At 69.3% G+C, this 16,843-nt stretch carries 24 protein-coding genes; 2 read left to right on the top strand and 22 right to left on the bottom strand.

The window, feature by feature from the left end; genetic code table 11:
- Position 1 precedes the first annotated feature (1 nt).
- The 21 genes from rpmD to ACGFZF_RS31570 form a co-directional block, all read right to left on the bottom strand.
- On the bottom strand, positions 2 to 184 hold the full coding sequence (rpmD, locus tag ACGFZF_RS31670; protein ID WP_056552385.1) for a 50S ribosomal protein L30: 183 nt from the start codon (positions 182 to 184) through the stop codon (positions 2 to 4).
- Positions 184 to 786, bottom strand: coding sequence for a 30S ribosomal protein S5 (rpsE, locus tag ACGFZF_RS31665; RefSeq protein WP_015035588.1), 603 nt, complete (start codon positions 784 to 786; stop codon positions 184 to 186). The genes rpmD and rpsE overlap by 1 nt, the downstream gene beginning before the upstream one ends.
- A 45-nt stretch (positions 787 to 831) precedes the next feature.
- A complete protein-coding gene (gene rplR / locus ACGFZF_RS31660; RefSeq protein ID WP_147980759.1) occupies positions 832 to 1,215 on the bottom strand; it encodes a 50S ribosomal protein L18 in 384 nt (127 codons plus the stop codon).
- 3 nt (positions 1,216 to 1,218) lie between these two features.
- Positions 1,219 to 1,758: a 50S ribosomal protein L6 gene (rplF, locus tag ACGFZF_RS31655; protein WP_147980758.1), complete on the bottom strand. Its 540-nt coding sequence runs from the start codon at positions 1,756 to 1,758 to the stop codon at positions 1,219 to 1,221.
- Between the two features lie 21 nt (positions 1,759 to 1,779).
- Positions 1,780 to 2,178: a 30S ribosomal protein S8 gene (gene rpsH, locus ACGFZF_RS31650; protein WP_015035585.1), complete on the bottom strand. Its 399-nt coding sequence runs from the start codon at positions 2,176 to 2,178 to the stop codon at positions 1,780 to 1,782.
- A gap of 222 nt (positions 2,179 to 2,400) precedes the next feature.
- Positions 2,401 to 2,586, bottom strand: coding sequence for a type Z 30S ribosomal protein S14 (locus tag ACGFZF_RS31645; RefSeq protein WP_003948630.1), 186 nt, complete (start codon positions 2,584 to 2,586; stop codon positions 2,401 to 2,403).
- Between the two features lie 5 nt (positions 2,587 to 2,591).
- Positions 2,592 to 3,149, bottom strand: a complete 558-nt coding sequence (rplE, locus tag ACGFZF_RS31640) for a 50S ribosomal protein L5 (protein WP_147980756.1) — start codon at positions 3,147 to 3,149, stop codon at positions 2,592 to 2,594.
- Positions 3,146 to 3,457: a 50S ribosomal protein L24 gene (gene rplX / locus ACGFZF_RS31635; protein ID WP_015035583.1), complete on the bottom strand. Its 312-nt coding sequence runs from the start codon at positions 3,455 to 3,457 to the stop codon at positions 3,146 to 3,148. Before rplX ends, rplE begins: the two co-directional genes overlap by 4 nt.
- Positions 3,458 to 3,459: 2 nt before the next feature.
- On the bottom strand, positions 3,460 to 3,828 hold the full coding sequence (gene rplN, locus ACGFZF_RS31630) for a 50S ribosomal protein L14 (RefSeq protein WP_003956455.1): 369 nt from the start codon (positions 3,826 to 3,828) through the stop codon (positions 3,460 to 3,462).
- A 97-nt stretch (positions 3,829 to 3,925) separates the two neighbouring features.
- Positions 3,926 to 4,207: a 30S ribosomal protein S17 gene (rpsQ, locus tag ACGFZF_RS31625; RefSeq protein ID WP_147980755.1), complete on the bottom strand. Its 282-nt coding sequence runs from the start codon at positions 4,205 to 4,207 to the stop codon at positions 3,926 to 3,928.
- Entirely contained in the window at positions 4,207 to 4,431 is a 225-nt protein-coding gene (gene rpmC, locus ACGFZF_RS31620) for a 50S ribosomal protein L29 (RefSeq protein WP_147980754.1), read from the bottom strand. Before rpmC ends, rpsQ begins: the two co-directional genes overlap by 1 nt.
- Positions 4,431 to 4,850, bottom strand: coding sequence for a 50S ribosomal protein L16 (gene rplP, locus ACGFZF_RS31615; protein ID WP_015035580.1), 420 nt, complete (start codon positions 4,848 to 4,850; stop codon positions 4,431 to 4,433). The genes rpmC and rplP overlap by 1 nt, the downstream gene beginning before the upstream one ends.
- Before the next feature lie 5 nt (positions 4,851 to 4,855).
- Entirely contained in the window at positions 4,856 to 5,704 is an 849-nt protein-coding gene (gene rpsC, locus ACGFZF_RS31610; protein ID WP_017239578.1) for a 30S ribosomal protein S3, read from the bottom strand.
- Positions 5,704 to 6,051, bottom strand: a complete 348-nt coding sequence (gene rplV, locus ACGFZF_RS31605) for a 50S ribosomal protein L22 (RefSeq protein WP_004571827.1) — start codon at positions 6,049 to 6,051, stop codon at positions 5,704 to 5,706. The genes rpsC and rplV overlap by 1 nt, the downstream gene beginning before the upstream one ends.
- A 42-nt stretch (positions 6,052 to 6,093) precedes the next feature.
- Entirely contained in the window at positions 6,094 to 6,375 is a 282-nt protein-coding gene (rpsS, locus tag ACGFZF_RS31600) for a 30S ribosomal protein S19 (RefSeq protein ID WP_015035577.1), read from the bottom strand.
- Between the two features lie 12 nt (positions 6,376 to 6,387).
- A complete protein-coding gene (gene rplB, locus ACGFZF_RS31595) occupies positions 6,388 to 7,224 on the bottom strand; it encodes a 50S ribosomal protein L2 (RefSeq protein WP_147980753.1) in 837 nt (278 codons plus the stop codon).
- Between the two features lie 40 nt (positions 7,225 to 7,264).
- Entirely contained in the window at positions 7,265 to 7,588 is a 324-nt protein-coding gene (rplW, locus tag ACGFZF_RS31590; protein WP_147980752.1) for a 50S ribosomal protein L23, read from the bottom strand.
- Entirely contained in the window at positions 7,588 to 8,238 is a 651-nt protein-coding gene (gene rplD / locus ACGFZF_RS31585; protein WP_147980751.1) for a 50S ribosomal protein L4, read from the bottom strand. Before rplD ends, rplW begins: the two co-directional genes overlap by 1 nt.
- A 7-nt stretch (positions 8,239 to 8,245) precedes the next feature.
- A complete protein-coding gene (gene rplC / locus ACGFZF_RS31580) occupies positions 8,246 to 8,890 on the bottom strand; it encodes a 50S ribosomal protein L3 (RefSeq protein ID WP_147980750.1) in 645 nt (214 codons plus the stop codon).
- A 13-nt stretch (positions 8,891 to 8,903) separates the two neighbouring features.
- Positions 8,904 to 9,212, bottom strand: a complete 309-nt coding sequence (gene rpsJ, locus ACGFZF_RS31575; protein ID WP_003948644.1) for a 30S ribosomal protein S10 — start codon at positions 9,210 to 9,212, stop codon at positions 8,904 to 8,906.
- 492 nt (positions 9,213 to 9,704) lie between these two features.
- Positions 9,705 to 10,748 carry a hypothetical protein gene (locus ACGFZF_RS31570; RefSeq protein WP_393559744.1) on the bottom strand — a complete coding sequence of 348 codons (1,044 nt, stop codon included), beginning with the start codon at positions 10,746 to 10,748 and terminating at the stop codon, positions 9,705 to 9,707.
- A 300-nt stretch (positions 10,749 to 11,048) separates the two neighbouring features.
- Between ACGFZF_RS31570 and ACGFZF_RS31565 the strand changes: the two genes are divergently transcribed.
- Positions 11,049 to 11,903: an RNA repair domain-containing protein gene (locus ACGFZF_RS31565; RefSeq protein WP_393559742.1), complete on the top strand. Its 855-nt coding sequence runs from the start codon at positions 11,049 to 11,051 to the stop codon at positions 11,901 to 11,903.
- A 123-nt stretch (positions 11,904 to 12,026) separates the two neighbouring features.
- Complete coding sequence (locus ACGFZF_RS31560; RefSeq protein ID WP_393559741.1) at positions 12,027 to 14,093, top strand: PIG-L family deacetylase; 2,067 nt, start codon at positions 12,027 to 12,029, stop codon at positions 14,091 to 14,093.
- A gap of 34 nt (positions 14,094 to 14,127) precedes the next feature.
- On the opposite strand, the gene ACGFZF_RS31555 is transcribed toward ACGFZF_RS31560, so the two are convergent.
- Positions 14,128 to 16,773: an N-acetylmuramoyl-L-alanine amidase gene (locus tag ACGFZF_RS31555; protein WP_393559739.1), complete on the bottom strand. Its 2,646-nt coding sequence runs from the start codon at positions 16,771 to 16,773 to the stop codon at positions 14,128 to 14,130.
- Positions 16,774 to 16,843: the final 70 nt, after the last annotated feature.

Raw genomic sequence — 16,843 nt, 5'->3', positions numbered from 1 at the left:
GTCAGTCAACCTCCTCAACCGTCACGAGGTGGCGGACGGTGTGCACCATGCCGCGGAACTCGGGGCGGTCCTCCTTGACAACCACGTCGTTGACCCTCTTCAGGCCGAGCGAACGCAGGGTGTCGCGGTGGTTCTGCTTGCTGCCGATGTACGACTTCGTCTGCGTGACCTTGAGGCGAGCCATTACGCACCCGCCCCGGCACGCGCACGAAGCAGAGCCGCGGGAGCGACGTCCTCGAGGGGCAGACCACGGCGAGCCGCGATCTCCTCGGGACGCTGCAGGCCCTTCAGGGCCTCCACGGTCGCGTGCACGATGTTGATGGCGTTGTCGGAGCCGAGCGACTTCGACAGGATGTCGTGAACGCCGGCGCACTCGAGCACGGCACGCACCGGGCCACCGGCGATGACGCCGGTACCGGGGGAAGCCGGCTTGAGCAGGACGACGCCCGCGGCCTTCTCGCCCTGGATCGGGTGAGGGATGGTGCCCTGGATGCGCGGAACCTTGAAGAAGTTCTTCTTGGCTTCCTCGACACCCTTGGCGATGGCCGCGGGAACTTCCTTGGCCTTGCCGTAACCGACACCTACGGTGCCGTCACCGTCGCCCACCACGACCAGCGCGGTGAAGCTGAAGCGGCGACCGCCCTTGACAACCTTGGCGACGCGGTTGATCGCGACAACGCGCTCAACGTACGCGGTCTTCTCGGCGGCAGCGCCACCGTCGCGACCCTTCCGGTCCCGCCGCTCGCCGCCACCGGCACCGCTTCCGCGGCGCTGGGGTCCAGCCATTGGATTACCTCTCTCTGTTACGTCCGTTAGTCCCGGAACCGGGGCTTAGAACTTCAGCCCGGCTTCGCGGGCGGCGTCAGCCAGAGCGGCAATGCGCCCGGCGTACCTGTTGCCACCACGGTCGAACACGACGGCATCGACACCGGCGGCCTTGGCGCGCTCGGCGACGAGAGCGCCGACCTGCTTGGCCTGCGCGGACTTGTCACCCTCGCCGCCACGGATCGACGCGTCCAGGTTCGACGCGGACGCAAGGGTGTGACCCTTGAGGTCGTCGATGACCTGAGCGGTGATACCGCGGTTGGAACGCGTCACGACGAGGCGCGGACGCTCCGCCGTACCCGACACGTTCTTGCGGATGCGGATGTGGCGGCGCGCCTTGGCGGCACGCTTGTAAGCGTCGCCCTTGGCGATCTTCACACCGTATGCCATGGCTTACTTACCAGCCTTTCCGACCTTGCGGCGGATGACCTCGCCGGCGTACTTGACGCCCTTGGCCTTGTACGGGTCGGGCTTCCGCAGCTTGCGGATGTTCGCCGCGACCTCGCCGACCTTCTGCTTGTCGATGCCCTCGACCGAGAACTTCGTCGGCGACTCGACCTTGAACGCGATGCCCTCGGGCGCCTCGATCAGGATCGGGTGGCTGTAGCCGAGCTGGAACTCCAGACCGGAGCCCTTCGCGGCCACGCGGTAACCGACACCGCTGATCTCGAGCGCCTTCACGTACCCCTGGGTCACACCGGTGATCATGTTGGCCACCAGCGTGCGGGACAGGCCGTGAAGGGCCTTGTTCTGACGCTCGTCGTTCGGGCGGGTGACGGACAGAACGCCGTCCTCGCCCTTAGCGACCTCGATCGGCGCGGCGACGGTGTGGGTCAGGGTGCCCTTGGAACCCTTGACCGTGACCGTGCGGCCATCGATGGTGACGTCCACGCCGGCGGGAACCTGGATAGGCAGCTTGCCAATACGCGACATTAGCTATTCCTCCGTTCCCGACTACCAGACGTAGGCGAGGACTTCCCCACCTACGCCCTTCTTGCCTGCCTGCTGGCCGGTCAGGAGACCGTGGGACGTGGAGATGATCGCCACGCCCAGGCCGCCGAGGACCTTCGGCAGGTTGGTGGACTTCGCGTAAACCCGGAGGCCCGGCTTCGAGATCCGCTTGATGCCCGCGATGGAGCGCTCACGGTTCGGACCGAACTTGAGCTCGAGGACGAGGTTCTTGCCGACCTCGGCGTCCTCTACCTTCCAGCCCGTGATGAAGCCCTCCTGCTGGAGGATTTCCGCGATGTGAGACTTGATCTTGCTGTGCGGCATCGTCACGGAGTCGTGGTACGCCGAGTTCGCGTTACGCAGACGCGTGAGCATGTCTGCGATCGGATCAGTCATGGTCATGAATTGGCCTTCGGCCTCTCTCGCCGGGGTTTCCTGTATGCGCCATCCCTCTCCCCACACAGGGGCGGGACGGGTGCGGCGCGGGGACCTACGGCGTAGTAAGTCGTACGGGCGGCGGACGCCCAACCCCACTAGCCTAAGGCATGCGGGGGTGGGCTTCCGCCGACCCAATGCTTACCGAGAGACTCCTGTTGCCCCTAACGTCCAGTGGACGGAAGGGAGTTACCAGGAGCTCTTGGTCACGCCCGGCAGCTCGCCACGGTGAGCCATCTCACGAAGGCACACGCGGCACAGGCCGAACTTGCGGTACACGGAGTGGGGACGACCACAACGCTGGCAGCGCGTGTAGCCACGCACGCCGAACTTGGGCTTGCGGGCAGCCTTCGCGATGAGAGCCTTCTTCGCCATCTCGCTTACGCCTCCTTGAACGGGAAGCCGAGGTGACGCAGAAGGGCACGGCCCTCGTCGTCGTTGGTCGCCGTGGTCACCACGGTGATGTCCATACCCCGGACACGGTCGATCTTGTCCTGGTCGATCTCGTGGAACATGACCTGCTCCGTGAGACCGAAGGTGTAGTTGCCACGGCCGTCGAACTGCTTGGGGGACAGACCACGGAAGTCGCGGATGCGCGGAAGCGCGAGCGACAGGGTGCGGTCCAGGAACTCCCACATGCGGTCGCCACGGAGGGTGACGTGCGCACCGATCGGCTGACCCTCACGCAGCTTGAACTGCGCGATGGACTTCCGAGCCTTGGTGATGGCCGGCTTCTGACCGGTGATCGTGGTGAGGTCACGGACGGCACCGTCCATGAGCTTCGAGTCACGGGCGGCGTCGCCGACACCCATGTTGACCACGATCTTCACGAGGCCGGGAACCTGCATGACGTTCTCGTAGGAGAACTCCTCACGCAGCTTGCCCGCGATCTCCTCGCGGTACTTCGTCTTGAGACGCGGAGTGGTGGTAGCCATCAGATGTCCTCACCCGTCCGCTTGGCAACGCGGATCTTGTTGCCCTCGTCGTCGAAGCGGTAACCGACGCGCGTGACGACCTTCTTGCCGTCCTTCTCCACGACGAGCTGAACGTTGCTCACGTGGACAGGGGCCTCGGTCGTCACGATGCCACCGGCCTGCGAGGGGCCGGCCTTGGTGTGCTTCTTGACCCGGTTGACACCCTCGACGAGGACGCGGTTCTCGCGGGGGAAGGCCGTGATGACCTTGCCCTGCTTGCCCTTGTCCTTACCGGTGATGACCTGGACCAGGTCGCCCTTCTTGATCTTCATGCTTACAGCACCTCCGGCGCGAGCGAGATGATCTTCATGAACTTCTTCTCGCGCAGCTCACGGCCGACCGGGCCGAAGATACGGGTGCCACGAGGGTCGCCGTCGTTCTTGAGAATGACAGCGGCGTTCTCGTCGAAGCGGATGTACGAGCCGTCCTGGCGGCGGCGCTCCTTCACGGTGCGAACGATGACCGCCTTGACGACGTCACCCTTCTTCACGTTGCCACCGGGGATCGCGTCCTTGACGGTGGCGACGATGACGTCACCGATGCCCGCGTAGCGGCGACCGGAACCACCGAGAACACGGATGCAAAGGATCTCCTTGGCACCAGTGTTGTCGGCGACACGCAGTCGCGACTCCTGCTGGATCACGTCTATCTCCTGATTGTCTGCCGGTTCCCGGCCGGGGCTTCAGAGGAAGCCCCGGCCGAGCCTGGCGGAACTGACCCGAGGGAAACCCCTCGAGTAATTACTTGGCCTTCTCGAGGATCTCGACGACGCGCCAGTGCTTCGAGGCGGACAGCTTGCGCGTCTCCATCAGGAGGACGCGGTCGCCGACGCCGGCAGCGTTCTGCTCGTCGTGAGCCTTGAGCTTGTTGGTACGGCGGATCACCTTGCCGTACAGCGCGTGCTTGACGCGGTCCTCGACAGCGACGACGACGGTCTTGTCCATCTTGTCGCTGACGACGAGGCCCTCACGGACCTTGCGGGCGTTGCGCTCGGTCTTCTCAGTCACGTTGTTCTCGCTCATCAGGCGTTCTCCACCGTCTCGATGCCCAGCTCACGCTCGCGCATCAGGGTGTAGATCCGGGCGATGTCCTTACGGACGGACTTGAGCCGACCGTGGTTCTCGAGCTGGCCCGTCGCCGCCTGGAAGCGGAGGTTGAACAGCTCTTCCTTGGCCTCGCGGAGCTTGTTGAGAAGCTCCTCGTTGCCCAGCTCGCGCAGCTCGGACGCCTTGGTACCGGCAGTCATCACAGCTCACCTGCTTCGCGCTTAACGATCTTGCACTTCATCGGCAGCTTGTGAGCCGCACGGGTCAGGGCCTCGCGCGCGATCTTCTCGTTCGGGTAGGACAGCTCGAACATGACCCGACCGGGCTTGACGTTCGCGATCCACCACTCGGGCGAACCCTTACCGGAACCCATGCGGGTCTCGGCGGGCTTCTTCGTGAGGGGGCGGTCCGGGTAGATGTTGATCCAGACCTTGCCGCCACGCTTGATGTGGCGGGTCATCGCGATACGGGCCGCCTCGATCTGGCGGTTGGTCACGTACGCCGGAGTGAGGGCCTGAATGCCGTACTCGCCGAACGCGACCTGCGTACCACCCTTGGACATACCGCTGCGCTTCGGGTGGTGCTGCTTACGGTGCTTGACCCTACGGGGGATCAGCATTTCGGTCAGGCCTCCGTTCCGGTGCTCTCAGCCGGAGCGGCAGCGGCGGCGGGAGCGTCGGCCTTGGGGGCCTCGGCAGCCGGCGCGGACTGCTGCTGCGGCTTGCGGCCGCGGCCGCCACGCTCGCCACCACGGCCACCACGGCCGGCGGGACGGTCGCCAGCGCCTGCACCACGGGCCGGGCGGTTACCCGCACGGGCCGCAGCGTTCTCGGCGCGGACCTCGGCGATGTTCTTGACATCGCCCTTGTAGATCCAGACCTTCACACCGATGCGGCCGAAGGTCGTCTTGGCCTCGAAGAAGCCGTAGTCGACGTTCGCGCGGAGCGTGTGCAGGGGCACACGGCCCTCGCGGTAGAACTCCGAGCGGGACATCTCGGCGCCGCCGAGACGACCGCCGCACTGGATCTTGATGCCCTTGGCGCCGGCCTTCATCGTGCCCTGCATGCTCTTACGCATGGCGCGACGGAAGGAGACGCGGGAGGAGAGCTGCTCGGCAACGGCCTGGGCGACCAGCTGAGCGTCCATCTCGGGGTTCTTGACCTCGAGGATGTTCAGCTGGACCTGCTTGCCCGTGAGCTTCTCGAGGTCGCCGCGGATGCGGTCGGCCTCGGCGCCACGGCGGCCGATGACGATGCCGGGACGCGCGGTGTGGATGTCCACCCGCACGCGGTCACGGGTGCGCTCGATCTCAACCTTCGAGATGCCGGCGCGCTCCATGCCGGACGTCATCATCCGACGGATGGCGACGTCTTCCTTGACGTAGTCCTTGTACAGCTTGTCGGCGTACCAACGGGACTTGAAGTCCGTGGTGATGCCGAGCCGGAACCCATGCGGGTTAACCTTCTGGCCCATTACCGGGTTCCTTCCTTGCTGCTGACGACCACGGTGATGTGGCTGGTCCGCTTACGGATCCGGTAGGCACGGCCCTGCGCACGCGGACGGAACCGCTTCAGGGTCGGGCCCTCATCCACGTACGCCTCGCTGATGACCAGCGAAGAGGCGTCCGTGTGGTCGTAGTTGTGTGCAGCGTTGGCGATGGCGCTGTCCAGCACCTTGCCAACCGGCACGCTCGCGGCCTGCGGGGCGAAACGCAGGACCGCCTGAGCCTCCGTGGCGTCCATGCCACGGATAAGGTCCACCACGCGGCGGGCCTTCATGGGCGTGACGCGGATGTACCGCGCCTGGGCCCTGGCTTCCATGGTTGTCCTTCCGATGTCTGTCATGGTCATTCCACCCCGCTACTAGCGGCGCTTCGACTTCCGGTCGTCCTTCACGTGACCCCGGAAGGTGCGCGTCGGCGAGAACTCGCCGAGCTTGTGGCCGACCATCGACTCGGTGACGAACACCGGAATGTGGGTCTTGCCGTTGTGCACCGCGATCGTGTGGCCGAGCATGGCCGGGATGATCATCGAGCGACGGGACCAGGTCTTGATGACGTTCTTGGTACCGGCTTCGTTCTGAGCGTCCACCTTCTTTACGAGGTGTCCGTCGACGAAGGGTCCCTTCTTGAGACTGCGCGGCATCTAAACCCGCTCCTAGCGCTTCTTGTTCGTCTTGCGGCGGCGGACGATGTACTTGCTCGATGCCTTCTTCGGCGAGCGAGTACGACCCTCCTTCTGACCCCACGGGGAGACCGGGTGGCGACCACCGGAGGTCTTGCCCTCACCACCACCGTGCGGGTGGTCAACCGGGTTCATCGCCACACCGCGGACGGTCGGGCGAACGCCCAGCCAGCGCTTACGGCCGGCCTTACCCCAGTTGATGTTGCTCTGCTCGGCGTTGCCGACCTCGCCGACGGTGGCGCGGCAGCGCACGTCGACCAGGCGGATCTCACCGGAAGGCATGCGGAGGTGGGCCATCTGGCCCTCCTTCGCGAGCAGCTGCACGGAGGCACCGGCGGAGCGGGCGAACTTGGCGCCGCCACCGGGACGGAGCTCGATCGCGTGGATCGTGGTACCGACCGGGATGTTGCGCAGCGCCAGGTTGTTGCCCGGCTTGATGTCGGCGCCGGGGCCGTTCTCCACGCGGTCGCCCTGCGAGAGACCCTTCGGCGCGATGATGTAGCGCTTCTCGCCGTCCACGTAGTGGAGCAGCGCGATGCGCGCGGTGCGGTTGGGGTCGTACTCGATGTGAGCGACCTTCGCCGGCACGCCGTCCTTGTCATGACGACGGAAGTCGATCAGACGGTAGGCGCGCTTGTGGCCACCGCCCTGGTGACGGACGGTCACACGACCGGTGTTGTTACGGCCGCCCTTGCTGTGCAGGGGGCGGACCAGCGACTTCTCCGGCGTGGACCGCGTGATCTCGACAAAGTCGGCGACGCTGGAGCCACGACGGCCCGGGGTCGTCGGCTTGTACTTGCGGATACCCATTTCTCAGTCCTCGTCCGATTCCGGACGATCCAGACCGCCCTTAGGCGGTCGGACCGCCGAAGATGTCGATACGGTCGCCCTCGGCGAGGGTCACGATGGCGCGCTTGGTGTCCTTGCGCTTGCCGAAACCGGCCTTGGTGCGCTTGCGCTTGCCCTGGCGGTTGATCGTGTTGACCCCGGTGACCTTGACCGAGAAGACCGCCTCGACGGCCTGCTTGATCTGGGTCTTGTTGGAGCCAGGCGCGACGATGAACGTGTACTTGTTCTCGTCCAGCAGGGCGTAGCTCTTCTCCGAGACAACCGGCTTGACGAGAACGTCGCGCGGGTCCGAGAAGGTCTTGCTGGTGACGACGGCCTCAGTCATCAGGCGTCGCTCCCTTCGGTCTCAGCGGTCTGGGGGCCAGACACGAAGGACTCGAAGGCGGCCTTGGTGAAGACCACGTCGTCGGAGACGATCACGTCGTACGTGTTGAGCTGGCCCGGCTCCAGGATGTGAACCTGGGGCAGGTTGCGGGCGGACAGCCACGCGGCCTCGTCGGCGCGGTCGACGACCAGGAGCAGGTTCTTGCGCTCCGAGATCTTGCCGAACAGCGTCTTGGCGGCCTTGGTGGAGACCTCGCCCTCGACCACGCCGGTGACGACGTGGATACGGGAGTGGTTCGCCCGGTCCGAGAGGGCACCGCGCAGGGCGGCGGCCTTCATCTTCTTCGGGGTCCGCTGCGAGTAGTCACGCGGCACGGGGCCGTGCACGACGCCACCGCCGGCGAACTGCGGCGCACGGGTCGAACCCTGACGGGCGCGGCCGGTGCCCTTCTGGCGGTAAGGCTTCTTGCCACCACCGCGGACTTCGCCACGGGTCTTGGTCTTGTGCGTGCCCTGACGGGCCGCGGCCAGCTGCGCGACGACGACCTGGTGGATCAGCGGGATGCTGATCTTGGCGCCGAAGATCTCCGCGGGGAGCTCGACGGTCCCGGCCTTGTCGCCTGCCGGCGAAAGGATGTCAATGGTGCTCATCGGTTCCTCAAACCCCCTTGGCCGCAGTACGGACCAGGACGAGGCCACCGTTCGGACCGGGGACCGCGCCCTTGATGAGCAGCAGACCCTTCTCCGCGTCAACGGCGTGGACGGTCAGGTTCTGGGTGGTGACCCGCTCGTTGCCCATACGGCCCGCCATGCGGAGGCCCTTGAACACACGGCCCGGGGTGGCGCAGCCACCGATGGAACCGGGGGAGCGGTGCTTGCGCTGGGTGCCGTGACCGGCGCCGAGGCCCTTGAAGTTGTGACGCTTCATGACACCGGCGAAGCCCTTGCCCTTGCTCTTGCCGGTGACGTCAACCTTGACGCCCGACTCGAACACGGCGGCGGTGATCTCCTGGCCGAGCGTGTACTCGCTGGCGTCAGCGGTACGCAGCTCCACCAGGTGGCGGCGCGGGGTGACGTCGGCCTTGGCGAAGTGGCCCTTGAGGGGCTTGTTCACCTTGCGAGGGTCGATCTCGCCGAAGGCGATCTGGACCGACTCGTAGCCGTCGATGTCGTTGGTGCGGACCTGGGTGACGACGCAGGGCCCAGCCTTGACGACGGTGACCGGGACAACCCGGTTGTTCTCGTCCCAGACCTGGGTCATGCCGAGCTTCTCGCCCAGGACGCCCTTAATGTTCTTTGCCATCTCGCGCGTCACCTCAGAGCTTGATCTCGATGTCGACGCCCGCCGGCAGGTCGAGACGCATGAGCGAGTCAACCGTCTTCGGCGTGGGGTCGAGGATGTCGATGAGGCGCTTGTGCGTGCGCATCTCGAAGTGCTCGCGCGAGTCCTTGTACTTGTGCGGCGACTTGATGACGCAGTACACGTTCTTCTCAGTGGGCAGCGGCACCGGGCCTGCGACCGACGCACCAGTGCGGGTCACCGTCTCGACGATCTTCTTCGCCGAGGAGTCGATGACCTCGTGGTCGTAGGCCTTGAGCCGGATGCGGATCTTCTGTCCCGCCATGGCTACTCAGTAGTCCTGTCTCTCGTAACGCTCTGGAACTCGGGGGTTCTCCAGTCCTCCGCCTCCGACCCACGCGGTCGGGCGTGTCGCACTCCCTCTACGCAGAGATCCGTGAAGATCTCCCAACCAAGGGGGCGCGGTACCAGAACCGCGAGCCGGGGGCAGAACACCCACCGAGTGCCTGGCCGGCACCCCGCTGACGCTTCCCAGAAGATTCCCGTACGTCCGACCCGAGGGGTCGACGAGTACTGTGGGACTCGCTTCCGGTCCTCCCGACGGGAGGCGCGCAGCATCGGCACTCAACCGAGCAACCCCGACAGTCTGCCATACGGGGCCATCCGGCCGCCAATCGGGGCGGAAGACTGTACCCCACGTCACGTCGCGGTACACGCAGGGCCATATCCGCCCCCCTGTGACTCCCTCGCACCTCCCGGGCCGCGTCCGCGCCCCGGGCCCGGCCCGCGCGGGAGGTCACCGCGCGGGCCGCGCCGGTCAGGTACGGGTGACCGTGCCGCACCCGCCCCGCTGCCGGTCCGGGCGCAGGTCCTTGCTGCGGTCGTACGGGTCGACGGCCGGTCCGGACCCCTGCGGCGAGGCCGCCAGGTCCTCGGTGAACGCCGGATGGAGGAAGCCGTCCTCCTTCTCCTCGCAGGAGTCGTTGCCGAAGCTCATGTCGTAGCCGACCACCATCACGCGGCCCTCGGTCACCCGGTACCTGGTGGGGTCGAACACGCCGAAGGTGACCTGGCGGCGCACGATCGTCCGCGCCACCTCGTCGAAGCCCGGCCGGGTCTTCACGACGGGGTAGACGAAGGTGTAGTCGGCGACGATCTCCACCTCGCCGGCGCGCTTCCCCTTCCGGACGGTCATCCGCCCCCGGGTCTTGACGACGTCGCCGACCGGGCGCACCCGCTGAGGGTCGAAGCGGCTGAACAGCGCGAGCGGGTCGTCCTTCTCCGTGGGCCGCTCCACGGCCCGCGTCATCGCGTCGCGCAGTTCCTTCCCCTGGGGGTCCAGGAGTGCCAGCGCCGCCGCCGGCCTGTCACCGCGGACCGTGGCGGGATCGATGTTGGCTGCGACCAGGAAGGCCTTCACCTTCTTCAGGGCGGCGGCGATCCGCGCCTCGGACAGCCCGTTCGTCGCCTTCGCCCGGGGCAGCTCGATGCCGGCGGCGCCGTCGGCCCAGCGCAGTGCCGGGGAGCCCTTGAAGGGCTCCTTCAGCGTGGGCGTGTCAGGGAGCACCTCGCGGGAGGGCGCCGCCGTCGGACGCTCCGTCTCGGCGGCGAGCGGAGTGCTGTCCCCGCCCCTCAGACCGTCCGGCAGCGCGGCCGTGAGCTCGTCGGGCAACCGGTCGGTCAGCAGCTGGGGCCGTACGGCGACCAGTGCCAGCAGCACCACCAACGCCATGCCGAGGACCGCCTTGATCCGGCGTCTGCGGGCGGCCCGGCCGTTCATCTCCTGCCACGCCGGCCCGGTGCGCCAGCCCTTCGGCTGTCCGGCCGGCGTGCCCCCGGCCGCCCCTTCCGGATCCGCCACCTCCGGGGCCTCGGCGGAGCCGTGCCCCCCACCCCGTCGCGCTGCGCCGCCTCGACCAGCGCGGCCCATTCCTCGTCGGACACCGACCGTCCCTCGTCCTTCACGATCCCCACCCCTCGCACTCCGTTGCGGACGGAGGATGTCACAGCGGTCCGAGGGCCGAAGCTGCAGGTCAGAGGTGTTGACCGGGTCGTGATGCGGGCCCTCGCCACGGGGCCATGATGGAAGGGAACCCGCACGGCGGGAGGCGTCGGCCTCTCCCCCGCGGGACCGACGTCGGACGCGGCAGGTGCCGGGCGCATGCGCACGAGCGACGAGATCTACCACCGGGTGCTGTGGGATCCCCGCTTCGACCCGGAGCGCTTCGTGATGGGGATCGCCGAGCGCGGCGCCGCGCCGCAGCGGACGGCCCTGCCCGACTTCGTGCCCGGCGGGGAGATCCCCTGGCACCGGGTGCTGTTCTTCGAGGCGGACGGCGAGCTCGTCTGGGACCGGGCCTCGGGCGTGGACCGGATCGACGAGTCGGTCGCCGGGAGGGTCCGGGGGCCGAGCGCCACGGACAGGTCACGTCCGGCGGGCGCGACCGCGTCCGGTGCGGCCGTCCTGGCGGTGCCGCCGACACCCCGCACCGCACTGGCGTGGATCCCGCCGCACCGGCTCTGGCCGCCGATCCAGCACATACGGCGCGCGCACGACCGCCAGATCCACCGCTGGCCCCCGCACGTCAACGTCGTCTTCGGCTTCGTCCCCGAGTCCGACTTCGCCCGGGCCGCGCCGCTGCTGTCCGCCGCGGCGGCCGAGGCGGTGCCGTTCACGGCCCGGCTGGAGGGCGTGCACTGGTTCGGGCACCGGGAGGACGCCACGGTCTGGCTCGACCCGGCGGCGGCGGGCGAGGAGCCGTGGGCGCTGCTGCGGCGCGCCCTGGAGGCCCGCTTCCCCCTGTGCGGCGACGACTCCCGGGGCTACACGCCTCACCTGTCCCTCGGCCGCACCCGCGACCCGCACGCGCTGACGTCCGCGTCCGAGGCGCTGCTCGTGCCGATGACGGCCCGGGTGGCCGAGCTGGTGGTCCTCTCGCGCCGCGCCGACGGCCCGATGCGTGTCCGGGCGACGGTCCGGCTGGGCAGCGGAGAGCTGCACCGGACGGCCGACTGAGCCCCGCGGACGGGAACGCAACCCCGATGGTCGAAAATCCGTCTGACAGGGCGCGGATTCCGGCTCCGGCCAGGACCTCCGCCGCTTCCAGGGACCAGCACGCAGCGCGGGGGAACGACACACGTGGACGCCAGAGACGCCGGACCCGTGCCGGTTCCCGCCCTCCCCCGCCCCGGGGCCCGCCGCCGCAGCGTCGTCGCCGCAGCCCTCGGGGGCGCCGCCCTGGTGACCCCGGCGCTCGCCGGCTGCTCCATCCCCGCGCCCCGCCGGACCGGACCGATCGCGGACCCCGCGCCCGGGATGCCGATCTCCGCCTCGCGGCGCGCACAGCTGCTGCAGATCGCCGCGCACCCGGACGACGACCTGTACTTCATGAACCCCGACACCCAGCGCCTGCTCGACGCCGGTGTCCCGCTGGCCTCCGTGTACGTCACCGCGGGCGAGCACACCGGCCGGAACCGGATCGCCGGAATGCCGAGCCGCCCGGACGACAAGGCCGCCTACTCCTCCGCGCGCCACCAGGGCCTGCGGCAGGCCTACGCCACGCTGCTGGGTCTCGACCGGTTCGCGCCCTGGCGGAAGGACGTCGTCACCCTCCGGGGCGGCCGGCGCGCCGAGATCGACACACTCACCCATCGCGGCCGCCGCGTGGAACTGGTCTTCCTGAACCTGCCCATGCACACCCCGCGCCGGTACATGGCCCTGCCCGCCCTGTGGCACGACCGCGCCCTGGAACTGCGGACCCGGCTCTCGGCGGACTCCCCCGTCGACCGCTCGGAGACCTACGACCACGAGGGGCTGACCGACGTGCTCGTCGGCCTCCTGGAGCGGTACCGGCCGACGATCGTGCACACCCTGGACCCGGACCCGGACATCCAGCACAGCGACGAGGCGACCCGCAGGCGGGACAGCGAGCAGCCGGGCTACTCCGACCACGGCGACCACACCGCGACGGCCTGTTTCTCCTGGGCCGCGCTGATCCGCTGGGTCGCGGAGGGGACCGGCCGGCCGCCCGCGGAGGGCGGGGCCGTGCCGGCGTTCGCCGTGACGGCCTTCCGCGGCTACTACAACCGCCACTGGCCCAAGAACCTCCCGCCGCAGGTCCTGAAGGAGAAGGCCGGGCATCTCGTCCCGTACGGCGGCGATCCCGACTGGGAGTGCGGCAACCCCTCCGGCTGCGGCGACTACGGCGTCGGCGGCGACCGGCCCCTCACCAACAAGAAGGGCTGGGTCCGGTCGACCCACCACCGCTACCCCGGGGCGGGCCCGGCCGTGGCCGAACGGCCCGACGGCCGGCTCGACGCGTACGGGGTGCTCGGGCTGCGCGCGGTCCGCTGGCGGGAGACCGGGCGGGGCACCGGGCAGTGGGGGGCGCCGGAGGACCTCGGCGGCGGCCCGCTGGCACCCGTGCTCGGATCGACGGCGCTCGCCGACGGCCGGGTCCTCCTCTTCGGCCTGCGGTTCGCCGCCCTCGGCGGGCACGGCGGCCCGAACCGGCGGGAGGTCGTCCTCCTGGAACAGCGCTCCCCCGACGGTCCGTTCCTCGCCTGGCGCGGGCTCGGAGGGCCGGAGCGCGGCGACGACCGCGGGCGCCGGATCGGGGTGCCGGTGGCCGTGACGGCTCCCGACGGCCGGGTGCACCTGTTCGTGCGCGACGCGGACCGGGGGGTGTCGACGCGGGTGCGGGACACCGGCGGCTGGGGCCCGTGGCGGACCCTTCCCGGTGACGAGGAGGTGCAGGACGGCCTCACCGCACTGGTGGACGCCGCCGGGCGCGTACGGGTCCTCGCGGCCGGCCGCACGGCCGTCCGTCAGTGGGTCGACGGCCTGCCGGGCGACCCGTTGCCGCTCGCGGCGGATCCGGTGGCCGCGCTGCCGGTCCCGGGCGCGGAAGGCATCGAGGTGTTCCACCGCGGCCCCGCCGCCGGGCGGCTGCTGTCGACGGCCGGCTCCGACCCGGAGTTCGAGGGGTACGGCGCGGTCGCCGTCGCCCCGGGCCCGACGTTCCTCGGCCGCGACCTGCGCGGGCGGATGCAACTGCGGCACGGCGGGCGGCTGCACGTCCGTACGCAGGGCGTCGCGCCGGTCGGGAACGCGACGCTGTGGGGCACGACGGCCGTCGGTCTGGGCGCGGACGCGCACCCGTGGCTGTGGCGGCCGGCGGGAACGACGGAGGCCCGCCTCCCCTGAGGGGAGACGGGCCCCGACGTGGCCTGGGATCAGGTCACTTGACGTAGTAGCCGGTGATGTCGGCGAGCAGGTCGACCGTGCCGGCCCGGTTGTAGAACGTCACCTTGCCGTCCGCACCGACGGGGACGACGACCAGGTTCGGGATCGTCAGACCGGCGGTGAAGTTCAGGTTGGAGGCGCTCGACCGGGTCGTGCCGCTCGGGTAGACCGACACGAAGCTGGTCGCCGTCGGAGCGGTCGCCGTCACATTGAGGACGACGGCCGTGACACCGCTGGCCGGGACGCCGTTGGCGCCCGTCACCTGGAGCGTCACGGTGCCGCTCGCGCCGACCTTGGCCTTCGGGACACCGAGGCCGGAGCGGGTGTCCATCAGCCGCAGCGGACCGAGGTTGACGTGGGACGCCCCCGCCGTGTCGGAGGTGAAGTACCCCGTGACGTCGGCGAGCAGGTCGACCGTGCCGGCGCGGTTGTAGAAGCTGACCTTGCCGTTCGCGCCGACCGGGACGACCACCAGGTTCGGGATCGTCTGGCCCGCGGTGAAGTTCAGGTTCGAGGCGCTCGACCGGGTCGTGCCGCTCGGGTAGACCGACACGAAGCTGGTCGCCGTCGGAGCGGTCGCCGTCACATTGAGGACGACGGCCGTGACACCGCTGGCCGGGACGCCGTTGGCGCCCGTGACCTGGAGGTCGACCACGCCGGAGGCGCCGACCTTGCCCTTGGCCACACCGGTGCCGTCGCGGGTGTCCATCAGACGCAGCGGACCGAGGTTGGTGTGCGTGGAGCCGCTGGTGTCCTTGACGTAGTAGCCCGTGATGTCGGCGAGCAGGTCGACCGTGCCGGCGTGGTTGTAGAAGCGGACCTTGCCGTCCACCACCGGGACGACCACCAGGTTCGGGATCGTCTTGCCGGCCGTGAAGTTCAGGTTCGAGGCCGCCGTGCGGTCGGTGCCGTTGGGGTACGCGGAGACGAAGCTGGTCGCCGTCGCGTTCGTCGCGGTCACGTTGAGGACGACCGCGCCGACGCCGGAAGCCGGGACGCCGTTGGCGCCGGTGACCTGGAGGACCACCTCACCGCCGGCGCCGACCTTGGCCTTCGGCACGCCGAAGCCGGAGCGGGTGTCCATCAGCCGCGTGGGCGTGACCGGCTTGAAGGTCTTCGGGCCCGGGACGGTCACGGCGACCGAGGCCGAGGTCGACACCTTGCCGGAGGTGTGCGTGGCACGGACGGCCACGGTGTGGGCGCCGTAGCCGGTCACCGTCGTGGCGGCGCTGCGGGCACCGGGGCCCGGGGTCGCGACGACCTGGCCGTCGACGAGGACCTCGAACTTGTTGATCAGCGAGTTCGCGGTGCTGGTGGACCAGTTCACCGTGACCGGACCGGGCGTCTCGTAGCCGGTGCCGGCCCTGGTCGCCCCGCCGCCGAGCGAGTCGACCTTCAGGCCGGCGACGGAGCCGGTGGCGTAGGAGCGGATGGTCGGCAGCTGCGGGTAGAGCATGTTGCCGGGGCACTGGGTGTTGAAGCCGTTGCGGTGACCCGAGATCGCCGCGAAGGGGTACACCTGGTTCAGGGTGAACGTCTGCCCGAAGAAGTTCGTCTGGGTGACGCCCGCGGTCAGCTGCGCGGTGCCGTTGGGGTCGACGCCGTACTGGCCTAGCTTGTACGCGGCCACGCGCGAGGCGGAGACCAGCGCGGCGCTCGACGCGGCCTGGTTCGTGTAGTCACCGAGAACCGCGACACTCGTCGACTCGGAGTTCCAGCCGTAGGTGTGCGCGCCCAGGACGGGCTGGTCGATGCCGCCCTTGCGGCCCTCGAAGATCGTGCCGCACTTGTCGACGAGGAAGTTGTAGCCGATGTCGCGCCACTCCTCGACGTCCACGTGGTAGTCGAGGATGCTGCGGACGACACTGGCCGAGGCCGAGCACTCGTACGCGGCGCTCGTCGTGTGGTGGACGAAGATCGCCTTGATCTTGCCGCCGATGAGGTACTGGGCCGGCTCGGGCGTCTTGTCCTCGATCGCCTGCCCGCCCCACTGGGCGCGGGTGACGATCGCGGGCTTCGGAGCGGTCGAGGCCGGACCGGGCACGCTCGGCGGGGTGGTCGGCGGGTCGACGGCCGCGAAGGCCGCCGGCTCGGCGTTCAGCTCGCCGCTGTCCTTGGCCGCGGAGCCCGCGCCGCCCGGGTCGATCATGTTGAGCTTGAGACCCGCGGGCAGCACACCGGCCGCTGCGCCGTCGCTGACGCGCACCTCGGCACCGTCGGAGGCACCGACCCACACCGGCTCGGTGGAGCCGGGGGCACCGGCACGCCGGCCGTCCATGCCGGCCGGGTGCGGCTCCAGCTCGACCCAGTCGGACCACTCGCCGGTCTCGATGCTGCGGGTGCGCGCCTCGATCGTGCCCTTGACCTTCTCGTCAGGGTCCGTCCAGGTGACGCCGAGCAGACCGAACGGCTCGGTGGTCCGCTGCGTGAGGACGGCTTCGCCCTTGCCCTTGTCGGTCAGCGCGAGCTTGTGCAGCTCGCTCCTGCCCTTGCCGCCGTGTGCGGCCTTGCTGCTGTACACCCCCGGCGTCGCAGCCTTCGCCCCGTCGTCCCCGGTGCCGAACACGGCACCGTTCGCCGCGGCCTGGAAGCCCAGGACCGCGAGGACGCCCACGGCGGTCCCCAGCGCAGTACGACGCACCCGCGTCGCCGTCGTCGTACGTCGTGCTCGACGTCCCGATCTCAAGTTGTCTCCACCCCTTGATGGACAT

The sequence above is a fragment of the Streptomyces sp. NPDC048338 genome (genome assembly GCF_043201055.1).
Taxonomy (GTDB): domain Bacteria; phylum Actinomycetota; class Actinomycetes; order Streptomycetales; family Streptomycetaceae; genus Streptomyces.
Note: the sequence above shows the minus strand (reverse complement) of the source record. Positions and strands in the feature narration are given on the sequence as shown.